Raw genomic sequence first — 12,473 nt, forward strand, 5'->3', positions numbered from 1 at the left:
CTACCGGCAGTGGCGATTTGCGGAACACCGCTGTAGGCAAGCCGGGCTATTACGGAGGTTCATCCGTCGATCACCTTCCGATAAAACGCCCATTCGGTCTCAAGGGCGTGGGCCTGGTTGCTGGCTTTGCGGAACCCGTGACGTTCGTCGGGGTAGAAGTGGCCTTCGGCCGGTATGCCTTTTTCTATTAACGCGGCGAGCATGTCGCGGGTCTGGGCGGGGACGACCACGGCGTCGAGTTCGCCTTGAAAGAAGATCACCGGGACTTTGATCTGTTCTGCATGCAACAGCGGCGTGCGCTCGCGGTAGCGGGCCATGTCGATGTCCGGATCGCCGATCAGCCAGTCCAGGTAATCAGCCTCGAACTTGTGCGTTGCCTTGGCCAGCGCCAATGGATCGCTAACCCCGTAGAGACTCGCGCCGCCACGGAACACATCTTTGAACGCGAGCGCACACAGCGTCGTGTAGCCACCTGCGCTGCCTCCGCGAATGAAAGCCTTGCTCGGATCGATGAGGCCCTGGGTGCCCAGATAGTCGACTACTGCGCAGGCATCTTCGACGTCGACCACGCCCCACTCCAGAAACAACGCCTGGCGATAAGCGCGGCCATAGCCGGTGCTGCCTCGGTAATTGAGATCGGCGACCGCAAAGCCTCGTTGCGTCCAGAACTGGATGCGCGGGTCGAGTACCGGATAGCAGGCCGATGTAGGCCCGCCATGGATGAACACCACCAATGGCGGCTTTTCTTCGCCGTTCATGGCAGGGTAGAAATAGCCGTGCGCTTCGCTCGATCCACTTGGATAGCGCAGGGTTTGCGGGCGGCTGATGCGCTCTGGGGGCAGCGGCGCCACGCCTCCGGCCAGCACTTGAACGCTTTTATCAGCGCGGCTGATCGCCAAAACCGCAGACGGGCTGATTGCGGAAGCCGCGATGCAATAGAGGTACTGATCGTCCAGCGCGAGACTGCGGAAACGGCTGTATTCGCCACTGAAATTTTCCACCGAGCCGTCGGACGAGCGCACACCCAATACGCCCATTCCGTCTTCCGACCAACTGGCAAGGTAAGCACCTTCATTTAGCGGCAGCCAGCTCGAACCGCCCAGTTGCCAGGGCGCGGGAGCGTGATCGGCTTTAGCGGCGGGTAATGCTTCGAAACCTTCCAGCGTCTCGACCCACGGCTGCCAGAAACCCGCGCGATCGGTCAGGCAGTAAAGACGGCCCTGTTCATCGAAGCGTGGTTGTTGCAGCGCCTCCAATCCCAGCCCTCCGGCCAGGCAATGCGCGCGACCCCAGCTGGCATCGGGCAGGCGCTCAACGCTCAGCAGTCTGGTCGATGTCCACGGCTGATGCGGCCGCCACCATTCGATCCATACCAGCCGATTGCCGTCGGGGCTTAGCGTAGGCGAGGAATAGAAATCGGCGCCTTCGGCCAGCACATTGCGTTGACCATCCACCAGATCAATTGCCACCAAGCGATGAACGTCGTGATCTTCTTCCACTGCCAGAATCTGCCCACGAGCGAATCGGACATCTCCGTAACGTTTATCGCCCCGTGTCAGCGCTTGCGGGGGGCTGGCGTCAAAGGGTTGAAGGTAGATCTGTTGATCGGTTTCGTTGACGAACGCCACTGCAACGTCGGTCAGGCAGAACGAGCCTCCGCCATATTCATAGACCCGGCTGCGAGCGCTGAAACCATCCGGGGTCAGGCATGTGATTGCGCCGGTGTCCCAGCGCCAGATGCGCGAAGCCGCGTCCTGCGGGCGGAACTCATTCCAGAAAAGGCCGGCAGGACTGACGCTCAGTTCGGCGAAATCGACGCCTGCCGCCACTGCCTGGGCGGCAGAGAACAGATCAGGATTTTGCGATGAGGCGTGAGTTTCGTTCATTACGGAAAGCCAGTTGCTCAATGGTCTGGCTAGCATACTCGGCTTCATCGCGCGCTTGGGTGATCAAGCTGTGCTGTGGCGACTTGCTGCATACCGGATCTGCGTTGCTGGCGTCGCCCGTGAGCATGAAGGCCTGACAGCGACAGCCACCAAAGTCCTTTTCCTTCTCGTCACAAGAACGACACGGCTCAGGCATCCATTCGTACCCACGAAAGCGATTGAAGCCGAAGGACTCGTACCAGATGTGCTGCATGCTGTGATCGCGCACATTGGGGAATTGAATCGGCATCTGCCGTGCGCCGTGGCAGGGCAGGGCTGTGCCATCAGGCGTCACGGTCAGGAACAGGTTGCCCCAGCCGTTCATGCAGGCTTTCGGTCGTTCTTCGTAATAATCGGGAGTAACGAAGATCAGTTTGACCGGGTGATTCTCGGCAGCCAGCTTGACCCGGTATTCGTTGGTGATGCGCTCGGCACGCACCAGTTGATCCTTGGTGGGCAGCAGACCGACACGGTTCAGCTGCGCCCAGCCATAGAACTGGCAGGTCGCCAACTCGACGAAATCCGCTTCCAGCGCGACGCACAGCTCAATGATCTTGTCGATCTTGTCGATGTTGTGCCGGTGGGTCACGAAGTTGAGCACCATCGGATAGCCATGTTTTTTCACCGCGCGGGCCATTTCCAGCTTCTGCGCGAAGGCTTTTTTCGAACCCGCGAGCATGTTGTTCACCTGCTCGTCGCTGGCCTGAAAGCTGATCTGAATATGGTCCAGACCCGCTTCCTTGAAATCGATGATCTTTTGCTCGGTGAGGCCGATGCCGGAGGTAATCAGATTGGTGTAGAACCCCAATCGCCGAGCCTCGGCGATCAGTTCGGCCAAATCCTGACGCACCAAGGGTTCGCCGCCGGAAAAGCCGATCTGCGCCGCACCCATCTGCCGGGCTTCGGCCATTACCTTGAACCACTGCTCCGTCGTCAACTCCTGCCCCTGTTTTGCGAAATCCAGCGGGTTGGAGCAATACGGGCATTGTAATGGGCAGCGGTAGGTCAGCTCGGCGAGCAGCCACAGCGGCAGCCCGACGGGAGGCGTCGGAGGAATGTGCACCGTGGTTTCGGTCACGGCTGACTCATTCGCCGGAGATAGCGGCAAGTTCGATCCAGTGTTCAGCACGTGCGACCTCCATGAACTGCTCGACATCTGTGCCAAGCTCGGGAACGCCGGGAAATTTCTCATCGAGCAGCGTAATGATTGCAGCGACGCTGCGCTGACCGTCGATCAGGCCGCCAATTTCACTCGCGCTTTCGTTGAGCTTGATCATGCCCTCCGGGTACAGCAGCACATGGCCATTCTGCGCCGGCTCGAACTGGAAGCGATAACCCCGGCGCCAGCTTGGCACCTGTTCACGATTGAAGCTCATAGGGCGATTCCTTTATGCCAGACGCGTTGGTCGGTGACGCTGTGGTAAGGCGGGCGGTTCAGCTCGTAAGCCATGCTCATCGCGTCCAGCATGCTCCACAGGATGTCGAGTTTGAACTGCAGGATTTCCAGCATGCGCTGCTGACCTTCCCACGTGGTGTAGTGCTGCAGGGTGATCGCCAGACCGTGCTCAACGTCGCGACGGGCCTGGCCCAGCCGGGTACGGAAATATTCATAGCCAGCCGGGTCGATCCACGGATAGTGCTGCGGCCAGCTGTCCAGACGCGACTGGTGGATCTGTGGTGCGAACAGTTCGGTCAGCGAGCTGCTGGCGGCTTCCTGCCAGTTGGCGCGCCGCGCGAAGTTGACGTAGGCGTCGACGGCGAATCGCACGCCCGGCAGTACCAATTCCTGCGAGCGCAGTTGCTCCGGATCCAGACCCACGGCTTGACCCAGACGCAACCAGGCCTCGATACCGCCGTCTTCGCCAGGTGCGCCGTCGTGATCGAGCAGGCGCTGAATCCATTCGCGGCGGATTTCGCGATCCGGGCAGTTCGCCAGAATCGCAGCGTCCTTCAGCGGAATGTTCACCTGGTAATAAAAGCGGTTGGCGACCCAGCCCTGAATCTGTTCGCGGGTTGCGCGGCCTTCATACATCGCCACATGGAACGGGTGATAGATGTGGTAAAACGCGCCCTTGGCGCGCAGGGCCTGTTCGAATTCAGCGGGGGACAACGGCTTGGCTTCGCTCATGGCGGCGGTCTTCCTCAAGGATTTCGGCAGATCCTGTGGGCGCGAATTCATTCGCGAGACGTTGGTACATCCGACGCATATCTATCGTCTGATCGACCATCGCGAATGAGTTCGCTCCCACAGGTTTATCTGCCTTTCTTACAACTCGATGCTCATGCCATCAAAGGCCACTTCAACGTCGCGGCGGACCAACTCGGCGCGCTCGGCGGAATCTTCATCAAGAATCGGGTTGGTGTTGTTGATATGAATAAGCACTTTGCGCTGTCTGGGCAGTTTTTCCAGAACTTCCAACATGCCGCCCGGGCCGTTCTGCGCCAGGTGCCCCATCTCTGTACCAGTGCGGGTTCCCACACCCCGACGCTTCATCTCGTCGTCATCCCACATCGTGCCATCTACCAGCAGACAGTCGGCGCCGCTCATTTTCTCCATGAGGGCATCATCGACCTTGCCCAGGCCCGGCGCGTAGAACAGTTTGCCGCCGGTGCGGATGTCTTCGACCATCAGTCCGATGTTGTCGCCGGGGTGTGGGTCGAATCGATGTGGCGAGTAGGGCGGTGCCGCGCTGCGCAGCGGAAACGGCGTAAAGCGCAAATTCGGACAGGCCGGGATCACGAAGCTGCCCTCCAGTTCGATGCGATTCCTGACCAGGCCGCCGTTCCAGTGCTTGAGCATGCCGAACAACGGGAAGCCGGTGCTCAGGTCTTCGTGGACCATGTCTGTGCACCAGACCTGATGCGGGCATCCTTCGCGCAGGCTCAGAAGGCCGGTGGTGTGGTCTATCTGGCTATCCATCAGGATGATCGCGCTGATGCCGGTGTCACGCAGGCCGCGGTTGGGCTGCATGGGCGCGAAACCTTGCAGTTGAGCACGAATGTCCGGGGAGGCGTTGCACAAGATCCAGTTCACGCCGTCATCTGACAGGGCAATGGACGACTGAGTGCGAGCATATGCCCGCAGGCTGCCGTCGCGAAAACCTGCGCAGTTGACGCAGTTGCAGTTCCACTGAGGAAAACCACCACCCGCAGCCGAGCCGAGAATCTGAATGTGCATGTGTACTCCGTACTGATTGGGGCAATGACGCCCGAAGTCGCGCCAGAAGGCCGCGCCTTCAAATCTTAATCCTGTAACAAAAAAGCCCCGGCGAACCGAGGCTTTTCACCGCGCAGAAATCAACGGCTTGCGAAGTACATGGTGACTTCAAAGCCGATACGCAGATCGGTGTAAGCAGGTTTAGTCCACGACATAGGAGACTCCTTCTGGGTTAGTGCTGCGGTGGGTGAGTACATCTTTAGTACACCTGCGAGAGGAGACGTTCAAATGCTTAGGAGGCTATGTTACTAAAAATATCGTGGCGCCAATGATGAAATATCGGATAAAGCTTTTTGCATTTGCGGCAATGATCACTGGCGTACAGGCGCCGCTGCGCTTGGGCCGCGGCGATTGGACAGGTAAAAGATCGGCGTTTGGGATAGCGCTGTCCGGCTGGCAGTGGTACGTAGCTGATCATCATGAAGATGTGCAAAAGAATGTTGCAGACGCGCGATGTAGTCGGCCCCGTGCCCTGCGAGATGTGCTTGCCAAAGCATTTCGACGCTCTGCTGGGTATCCATGATCGCTGGGTCGAGCTGGCGTTGCAGCGCTGATAGCTGCGATGGGATATCAGCTTTTTCGATCAACGCAGGCAGTGTTTTCAGGAATGTTTTGATGTGTGCAGCCAACTGATCTGCACCGGCGCTCGGAGATTGCACGCCAAACAGCATCCCGCCATGCCCAGCAATTTGTCGGAAACCGCTGAATACCGCGTAGCCCAATTGCATCTCAACTCGTAAACGCTGATAGAACGGAGCCTGGACCAAGTGTGAGAAGAATCGCCACATGGCCTCGTCCTCGATGCTTGTCGAGAGCGTCGGGTAGAACAACAGCAGGGCATTTTCGGATGAATCTGACGGCTCCGTTGCCCATCGCTGCGCCGATATCTGCGCGAGAGCTTGTCCTGGTTTTTCGTCAGGTGCGCCGGGTGTATTGCGCAGGGCATGAATCAGCACCAACTGATCAGCGCTTCGGAAACCTGTAGCGAAGCCAATCCAGCGCGCCATTGACCAGACATTCTGTAAGTCGTCTGTTTCAGCGCCGCTGGTATTGTTCAAATAATGATCAGGTAGCGTCTTGAGCAGTTGGCGGATCGGAATCGGCGCAGGCTCGGTGCCTGACTGTCCATAGCGCGCCAGCGTTTGGCTGTCGGGATGGCTGAGCAGCTCTAACGCCTGTTCAACAACAGCGGGAATCGGCTCAGCATGACCGCTCACCTTCAATTGCCAATGAATGCCATAGGCGCTGAATGCCAGCGTTACACCGGCTTGTCGGGCGTCAGCAGTCAGCGTGTTCAGGCTTTCGTTGAGCATCAGTTGCAGTTTTGGCTGTGGGGCCGGGAGCTTCCAGCTCAGATAAATCGCGGCCTCGCCGGTGACCGGGAGACTGTCGCTGAATGTCAGCGAGGGCGGCATGGGCGCGTGAGTGGGAAATGCTTTAGGTGGGCGCAGAAACCGATTGGGTCGAGGCAGACGCCAATCAATGTCGGCAACATCGGTTGTTGATAAGTCGAGGAGTGGCTGCAGCAGTGATTGCGGGGTGAGGGTGTCGAGCAGGGCATCGAGTGCGTGAATCGCCTGATCCGAAAGGCCCGGCGCGCCAGTTTCAGCGATGTAGTGACGGGCCAAGGGCAAGGCGCTGATGACAGCAAGTCGACGCTTCTCAAGCAGGGCGTATTCGTCGAGCAATTGGCGGTAATGGGTTTTGAAGAAGGTTAGCCAGTTGAATATCAGGCTCGAAATCAGTTTTGCCTGATCTGACGCGATGTCCGCAGCAAGAATAACTTCGATCTCAAACAACACCTGCCCAGCAAACTCGTACAGCACCTCAGCCTTGAACGACTCTACACATCCACGATTACGCAACTGCGCGACCAACCCGCCCGCCTGCGCGTTGTTCATCCAGGTGCACAGGAATGCTGCTGCTTGCTCATGTCCACGTGGCTGCCCTTCGCACGGGAAAATCAGATGCATCCGACGCTGGCCGTTCTCTTCATTCTGTACGTCGCGCTTGTCCACAAGCGCTGGCGGTATACGTTGCTCGACCTTACTGCCCGTGGCGAAACATCCGCTAAATGCAGTCACCAATGCCTGCAGATCATCCAGGCTTTGTGGCCCGGCGAGGCTCAAAGTCATCTGACCTGCTTGATAGAAGGTTTGGTAAAAGTCCTGCAACGCCTGCTGAAACGTCGGGCGCGGAACCGGCAGGCTGAACCGATTGCCCGCATGGAACCAGCGCAGCGGGTGTAAGGCCGACAGCGGCTGAAGGCGTTTCAATTGCTCGCGGGAAGCATCGTCGCGCGACCAGGCAATGAATTCGGCATGCAGCACTTCGCGCTCACGCAATTGGTCGGCCCTACTCATGCGCGGATGGGCGAGCATTTCGCACAAACGTTCCAGGCCACCTGCGAATTCGGCAGGCGCCAGTTCGAAAAAGAAGTCGGTGGTGCGCTCGCGAGTGCTGGCGTTGACCTGTCCGCCATGGCGCTGAACGTAGGTCATCAGCTTCTGGTCCGCAGGAAAACGCTCAGTGCCGAGGAAGAAAAGGTGCTCAAGAAAGTGCGCCAACCCCGGCCATTGTGCAGGCACATCGTGACTGCCCGCCGCCACCCGCAACGCCGCCGCAGAGCGTTTGAGCCTTGGCGCCGAACACAGCATCACGCGCAAGCCATTGGGCAGGATTAAAGAACGATGGCTGGTTGATTCGGGCGCAGGCATGACGATTACCGCGAGGTCGTAGGAAAATGACGGGTCATGCTAGCGGATTATGCCGAGTGTGGTGCAGCGCAGTCTGCATTCACGGGTGTAGATAGATCATCTGCGGGAGCGAATGCATTCGCGAGACGATGCGCCAAACGATAGATTACCGTCGACCGTACCGCCCAATCGCGAATGAATTCGCTCCCACAAGGGGCAATGGTGTCAGGCAAAGTGTTGGTTGACTCAGCCCTTTGACAACCACGAATAGAACCCTGGCCTCCGATCCTTGAAATAGGTATTGATCGCCTGCGACTCGCTCATCACCTGTCGATCCAGATCCGCCACTACCAACGCTTCATCCTCCCCCGCACGCCCGATCTGCCTTCCGTCCGGCGCGCAGATGCTGCTCAACCCGCAGTAATGAATGTCGCCCTCGCTACCGCAGTAGTTGGCGTACACCAGATAGCACTGGTTTTCGAAGGCCCTGGCGCGGACAGTCACTTCGCAGACGAAGTCGTAAGGCGCCATGTTGGCAGTCGGCACTAGAATCAGATCCGCGCCTGCCAAGGCCAGCCGCCGGGTGTTTTCCGGAAATTCCACGTCATAGCAGATGAGAAATCCCAGCTTCCAGCCGTTGAATTCCACCAGCGGAAAATGCTCGTCTCCTGCGCTGAACATTGATTTGTCCAGCTCGCCATACAGATGCGTCTTACGATAATTGCAGCATCGTAAACCTTGCGCGTCGATCAACTGCACCGCGTTGTAGACCTGATCGTCAGCGCTCAGCTCAGGGTAGCCATACAGAATCGCGATGCCGCTTGCCTTGGCGATATCAGCGATTTCCTGCGCAGCCGGTCCGTCGCTGGATTGCGCCAATTCCCGTGCCGCTTGGGCGCCGATGTTGTAGCCGCTCAGGAACATCTCCGGGAAAACCAACAGCGTAGCGCCTTGCTTCGCGGCTTCTGCGGCCTTTGCCTTGAGGCGCGCGAGATTGCCGCGGATTTCCAGCGGCAGCGGCGGACATTGATACAGGGCAACGCGCATGGCGGGCTCCTTTATTCAGGCAAAACAATCGGGCCGATTTCGTGGAACACGTCACCCGGCCCTGGGTTTTCGGCGTGAGTCTTGCCACCGAAGTGGGTCATGATGCCCCATACCGCATTGAGCGAAGTCTGCACCGCCCCCTCGACCCAGGCCGGGGTCCACGATACATCGTCACCGGCGATGAAAATGCCGCGCTGCTCGTCAGGCATATCCTTTTGCATAAAGTGCGCATACATCCGCTGGTTGTAGCGATAGTGACCAGGCAGCGCGCCCTTGAAGGCACCGAGGAAATGCGGGTCGGATTCCCACGACACCGTGATCGGATCTCCGATGACGCGCGCGGCGATATCCACTTTCGGATAGATCTTTTTTAGCGCACCAAGCGCCAGGCTAACGCGTTTTTCCACCGGGTGCGGCAGCATTTTCAGCGCATCGCTCATCCACGAGTACGACAGACAAATCACTCCAGGCTTCTCTACGCCGTTGGAATAGGTGCCGTTGTCGAACAGATACGTGCCGCGGGTCAGGCGGTCGGTGAGTGTCATGCTCATCAGGTCGCGGCCGGTTTCCGGGTCTTTGTCTTTCCAGAACGGGCGGTCGACCATGACGAAGGTTTTCGAAGACTGCATGTAGCGTGTGCGGTCCAGAGCCATCCACATCTTCTGCGAAAAAAGCGTTTCCTCGCATTCAATCTGAGTGGTCAGCAGCCAGCTCTGACAGGTCGCCAACACGGCATCGTAATGACGGGTGTCGCCGAGATTGTCGGTAACGGCAAATTGGCCATCGGCAACGCGGGCAATGCGTTTTACGCCGGTTCGCGGCGCGCCGTGATGCAAGCTCGAGAGGGTGGTGCCCTCCGGCCAATGCGCACAGCGCTCGGGCGCATGTCGCCATATACCCAATGGCACCTGGCCCACGCCGCCGACGATCAGGTGTTGATGATCGTCGCAGTTGGTCATGACCACGCGGAAGATTTCCAGCATCGAGTTGGGGAAGTCAGAGTCCCAGCCGCCGGTGCCGAAACCCACCTGGCCGAACACTTCACGATGATAGAACGAGAGCTTGGCGAAGGCCTTGGAGGTAGCGACGAAATCGTAGAACGTGCGGTCATCCCACAATGGCACCAGCTTGTCCCACAACTCCTTGAGGCGCGGGACATCACGGTCACGGATCGCCTGTTGAATGTCGGCGAACTGCGCGCCATCTTCCAGCGCATCGGCCCAGGCGTCAGCCACTTCCTGAAACAGGGCAGGCAAGTCCGACAGCTTCTGTGCGTAATGGGTGCTGCCTTCCAGGTCGATCACAGTGCTGCCGGATGCAGCGGTCAACGGGTTGGGAAACGGTTTGGATTCCAGGCCCAGTTTGTCGACGTAGTGATAGAAGGCAGTGGAGGACACCGGAAAACGCATGCCGCCCAGCTCGGCGATAATGCCCTCGGCGCCCTCGAACTGTTGCGAGCGCAGGCGGCCGCCCATTTTCGAGGCCTCATAGACGACCGGTTTGAGACCAAGCTTCATCAGCTCATAAGCCGCGACCAGGCCGGCAATCCCTGCGCCGACAATCGCCACTTCCTTGCCAAGGTTGTCGCTCGGAATACTGCCCAGACCTGCGGGATGCTCGATCCAGTCATCGAAAGCAAACGGGAAGTCCGGACCAAAAATCGTGATCGGTTTTTTGCCGTCGGCGGGGTGGCGATTGTTCTTCATGACTGACCTTGTTCGACTGTGTGCGCAAGCAGCAAAGTCTAGATAACAGTTGAGACGTTAATAAGACGCAGAGTGTCGTCGTTATGTAGAGATTTTAGGCAAAGTGACGAAGCTGGCCGTCACTTGGACTGTCCGTCTGCGTTCGACGGCGCTTGTTGCTGTAGCAGTCCGGGTTGCCGGCGGTGAGAGTCGCAAGGAGGTCACTGCCGGTAAGCCGGACGGCTACAGGGATGGCGGCATTCGGAGGGCTTGGGCGGCCGGTCAAAAATCGCTCAAACAGGCTGCCCGCGATCAATTTTGCTGCTGAGAATGATCGACGTTGTGGTTTTCTCGACGCCATCGACGCTGCCGATCAGATCCAGCAACTGGTCGAGCTGCTCCGGCGAATCGGTGCGCAGCCATGCCACGTAATCGAACTCACCACTCACGGCACACAATTGCTGCACCTGCGCCAAAGCGGTCAGACGGCGCAACACTTCCTTTCCCGAACGTGGCTGCACGGTGATCCCGACGTAGGCCTGCAACCCGCCATCGACGACACGCTGACTCAACCGCACGCCGTAGCCGGTGATGATTCTGGCCTTTTCCAGGCGTGCCAGGCGCGAAGTGACAGTGGTGCGGGCGATGCCCAATTGACGCGCGAGATTGGCCACCGGCTCGCGTGCATTGATTTGCAGCGCGGCAATCAGTTGTCGATCGATGTCGTCAAGGGCGGGAGGGCGAGTGTCGGACAAGGGGCGGATCTCCTTCGGCAAGCGGGTGATGTTAGGAGATTCTATGGCCGACAGGGAGATGTTCAGGTGCGATAGTTGCCATCTGTGGGAGCGAACTCATTCGCGAGACGTCAGTCTGTCCGACACATATATGTCGCCAATGCAGGCGTTTCGCGAAGGAAATCGCTTTCACAGAAAATCAGCGGCGCTTAGTTCTTATAATCCGGCGCCACGCGATCCAGCATCCTCAGCAACGCCGACCAAGCGAAATCCACGGCGTCCAGGTCGCTCAGCTCACCTTCGGCAACCCCTTGCCCCGGCGCATTGAATTGCCTTTCCGTACGTAGACGCACATCCTCCGGCGGCAAATGCAGACTTCCACCCGCCTGCGCTGCGATCTGGATCTCGCAGGCTTTTTCCAGGTAATACATGCGCAGGAACGCCTGTTTCACGCTGTTCCCTATGGTCAGCAAGCCGTGGTTGCGCAAAATCATTACCGAGTTATCGCCAAGGTCTGCCACCAGACGCTGTTGCTCACTGAAGTCCAGAGCAATGCCTTCGTAATCGTGATACCCGACCCGACCATAGAACTCCATCGAGATCTGGTTCACTGGCAAAAGCCCGCCTTCCTGCGCCGCTACCGCACAACCGGCCTTGGTGTGGGTGTGCAGCACGCACTGCGCATCTTCCCGGGCGCGGTGAATTGCACTATGGATCACGAAGCCTGCCGGGTTGACCGGGTAATGCGAGGTCTCCACCTTGTTGCCGTCGAGGTCGATCTTTACCAGATTCGAGGCAGTGATTTCCTCGAACATCAGCCCGTAAGGATTGATCAGGAAATGGTGCTCCGGGCCCGGTATGCGCAGAGAGAGATGGGTGAAAATCAGATCGGTCATCCGATAGTGTGCGATCAGGCGATAGCAGGCCGCCAATTCCTGCCTCAGTTGCCATTCCTGCGGGCTGTACGCATGTGTCATTTTTCCTCCGGTAATGTCGGTCTTGCCAGATCAATGCGCCAGCCAGGCGCTTCTACGTTCTACCAGCTCTTTACCTCGCCCACTTAGTGATTTCCCTATCATTGAGCGTTCTTATGGAAATGCGCAAATCGATCATTTTTATGATCGGTTTGCGCGTTTAGCGTGGATGGCATAAGCTGTTTTGCGCGATAC

General features: G+C 58.4%; 12 protein-coding genes. 1 reads left to right on the forward strand and 11 read right to left on the reverse strand.

The window, feature by feature from the left end:
- Positions 1–59 precede the first annotated feature (59 nt).
- The 4 genes from ACRER8_RS23435 to pqqC are packed head-to-tail and all read right to left on the reverse strand — an operon-like array spanning position 60 to position 4,053.
- Complete coding sequence (locus tag ACRER8_RS23435) at positions 60–1,886, reverse strand: prolyl oligopeptidase family serine peptidase (protein WP_431748564.1); 1,827 nt, start codon at positions 1,884–1,886, stop codon at positions 60–62.
- The gene (pqqE, locus tag ACRER8_RS23440) at positions 1,852–3,054 is read right to left on the reverse strand and encodes a pyrroloquinoline quinone biosynthesis protein PqqE (protein ID WP_431748565.1); all 1,203 of its coding nucleotides are present in this window, start codon (positions 3,052–3,054) and stop codon (positions 1,852–1,854) included. The genes ACRER8_RS23435 and pqqE overlap by 35 nt, the downstream gene beginning before the upstream one ends.
- Positions 3,011–3,301: a pyrroloquinoline quinone biosynthesis peptide chaperone PqqD gene (gene pqqD / locus ACRER8_RS23445; protein ID WP_431748566.1), complete on the reverse strand. Its 291-nt coding sequence runs from the start codon at positions 3,299–3,301 to the stop codon at positions 3,011–3,013. Before pqqD ends, pqqE begins: the two co-directional genes overlap by 44 nt.
- Positions 3,298–4,053: a pyrroloquinoline-quinone synthase PqqC gene (pqqC, locus tag ACRER8_RS23450; protein WP_431748567.1), complete on the reverse strand. Its 756-nt coding sequence runs from the start codon at positions 4,051–4,053 to the stop codon at positions 3,298–3,300. Before pqqC ends, pqqD begins: the two co-directional genes overlap by 4 nt.
- On the opposite strand from pqqC, the gene ACRER8_RS23455 reads away from it, so the two are divergent.
- The gene (locus ACRER8_RS23455; RefSeq protein WP_431748568.1) at positions 4,040–4,162 is read left to right on the forward strand and encodes a hypothetical protein; all 123 of its coding nucleotides are present in this window, start codon (positions 4,040–4,042) and stop codon (positions 4,160–4,162) included. The two genes, pqqC and ACRER8_RS23455, sit on opposite strands and share 14 nt — an antisense overlap.
- Positions 4,163–4,191: 29 nt before the next feature.
- On the opposite strand, the gene pqqB is transcribed toward ACRER8_RS23455, so the two are convergent.
- The 7 genes from pqqB to ACRER8_RS23490 all read right to left on the reverse strand — a co-directional run bounded on the left by pqqB (position 4,192) and on the right by ACRER8_RS23490 (position 12,281).
- Positions 4,192–5,103 carry a pyrroloquinoline quinone biosynthesis protein PqqB gene (pqqB, locus tag ACRER8_RS23460; protein WP_431748569.1) on the reverse strand — a complete coding sequence of 304 codons (912 nt, stop codon included), beginning with the start codon at positions 5,101–5,103 and terminating at the stop codon, positions 4,192–4,194.
- 119 nt (positions 5,104–5,222) lie between these two features.
- Complete coding sequence (gene pqqA, locus ACRER8_RS23465) at positions 5,223–5,297, reverse strand: pyrroloquinoline quinone precursor peptide PqqA (protein WP_003422658.1); 75 nt, start codon at positions 5,295–5,297, stop codon at positions 5,223–5,225.
- 156 nt (positions 5,298–5,453) lie between these two features.
- A complete protein-coding gene (pqqF, locus tag ACRER8_RS23470) occupies positions 5,454–7,859 on the reverse strand; it encodes a pyrroloquinoline quinone biosynthesis protein PqqF (protein ID WP_431748570.1) in 2,406 nt (801 codons plus the stop codon).
- Positions 7,860–8,084: 225 nt separating this feature from the next.
- On the reverse strand, positions 8,085–8,885 hold the full coding sequence (locus ACRER8_RS23475; RefSeq protein WP_431748571.1) for a carbon-nitrogen hydrolase family protein: 801 nt from the start codon (positions 8,883–8,885) through the stop codon (positions 8,085–8,087).
- An 11-nt stretch (positions 8,886–8,896) separates the two neighbouring features.
- Positions 8,897–10,591: a flavin monoamine oxidase family protein gene (locus tag ACRER8_RS23480; RefSeq protein ID WP_431748572.1), complete on the reverse strand. Its 1,695-nt coding sequence runs from the start codon at positions 10,589–10,591 to the stop codon at positions 8,897–8,899.
- Between the two features lie 272 nt (positions 10,592–10,863).
- A complete protein-coding gene (locus tag ACRER8_RS23485; RefSeq protein ID WP_431748573.1) occupies positions 10,864–11,325 on the reverse strand; it encodes an Lrp/AsnC family transcriptional regulator in 462 nt (153 codons plus the stop codon).
- Between the two features lie 188 nt (positions 11,326–11,513).
- Positions 11,514–12,281, reverse strand: a complete 768-nt coding sequence (locus ACRER8_RS23490; RefSeq protein WP_431748574.1) for a class II aldolase/adducin family protein — start codon at positions 12,279–12,281, stop codon at positions 11,514–11,516.
- Positions 12,282–12,473: the final 192 nt, after the last annotated feature.

The sequence above is a fragment of the Pseudomonas sp. genome (assembly GCF_050739935.1).
Classification (GTDB): Bacteria; Pseudomonadota; Gammaproteobacteria; order Pseudomonadales; family Pseudomonadaceae; genus Aquipseudomonas.